This window comes from Kocuria subflava (genome assembly GCF_012163155.1).
GTDB classification, from domain to species: Bacteria; Actinomycetota; Actinomycetes; order Actinomycetales; family Micrococcaceae; genus Kocuria; species Kocuria subflava.
Genome location: NZ_JAAVUN010000101.1, coordinates 1 through 833, shown reverse-complemented (window position 1 = coordinate 833; position 833 = coordinate 1). Strand labels below are relative to the sequence as shown.

Sequence of the window (833 nt, the reverse complement as noted above, 5' to 3'; positions counted from 1 at the left end):
CGATCGAACATCCTGCGTCGTTGATGCCGCTCATGGCCGCCTGAGCGATCCAACTTGACATAGGAGCATCGGGGAACTCGACCCCCGCAACCGTTGATGCTGGGCTTCATCGACACGATGAGAGCTGAGGGGCACGCGGTCGAGTCGATCATCCGGGTCCTGCGTGAGCAGGGCATGAAGATCGCCGCGCGCACCTACCGAGCCCACCGGCAAGGCATCGTTGCGTCGCGGACGATCACGGACGCGCAGGTTCAAGATGCGGTTCGGTCGGCAGCGTGGACCGTTGTCGAACGTAACGGAACGATGCGTCGCGTACTCACCCCGGAGGGTCTCTACGGGCGCCGGAAGATGACTGCCCTGATCCGCCGAACCTCGATGCCCGACGCGTCGCGGGGCGCGGTCGACCGTGCCATGCGAGCGCTGGGGCTCTCAGGGATCCGTCGCGACAAAGGCGTGCGCACCACGATCCCTGCGAAAGACGGGGTTCGTGCCGGCGACCTGCTGAACCGCGACTTCACTGCGCCGCGCCCGGATCACACCTGGGTGATGGACTTCACCTACTGTCGAACGTGGGCGGGCTGGGTCTATGTCGCGTTCATCGTCGACGTGTTCTCACAACGAATCGTGGCCTGGCACGCGCAGACCACCAAGCACGTCGAGCTGGTGATGATCCCGCTGCGTATGGCCTTGTGGGAACGAGCGCGCGAAGGGCACCCGATCCGGCCCGAGCAGCTCCGCGCACATTCGGACGCCGGGTCTCAAGGCGGATTCAACTGGTCGTCGCAACACCCCGGTCTCGGAGGTGTTCGGCAGTGGCGACGAAGGACTGGACC

Annotated in this window: 1 pseudogene; it reads left to right on the top strand. The window is 65.2% G+C overall.

Annotated elements, in window-relative coordinates:
* Nucleotides 1-72: 72 nt before the first annotated feature.
* Nucleotides 73-768: pseudogene (locus GTW58_RS13180) on the top strand (DDE-type integrase/transposase/recombinase); the annotation flags it as partial.
* Nucleotides 769-833 lie beyond the last annotated feature (65 nt).